The organism is Phocaeicola sp. RTP21198st1_B8_RTP21198_201120, assembly GCF_040929485.1.
Taxonomy (GTDB): Bacteria; Bacteroidota; Bacteroidia; order Bacteroidales; family Bacteroidaceae; genus Phocaeicola; species Phocaeicola dorei.
Window position 1 is genome coordinate 913 of the sequence record NZ_JBCOCI010000444.1, and the last position, 275, is coordinate 1,187.

The window sequence follows — 275 nt, forward strand, 5'->3', positions numbered from 1 at the left end:
TTATATGCCGGAATACGATAGAAGTCTTTTCCGTCGAAAATAAGTGATCCCATGCTTCCCAAGGTGACAAGCACTTCTTTCACGCCCCATTCATATAATTGACGGGCAGCTTCATGTGGATCGGAAAGACCTGTCAGCACTTCCATCTCGTGCTCGTTGACTTTCAGGAAATGGATATATTGCAGAGCCTCCCGCTTATCTGTCCAATCCACCGGATAGACGTGGGTGTCACGCGCTTCACGTAAATAGCCTTGCGAGTCTACTGCAATCAACCC

Annotated in this window: 1 pseudogene; it reads right to left on the reverse strand. The window is 48.0% G+C overall.

The window, feature by feature from the left end:
• Positions 1 to 275: pseudogene (locus AB5935_RS27125) on the reverse strand (PfkB family carbohydrate kinase); the annotation flags it as partial.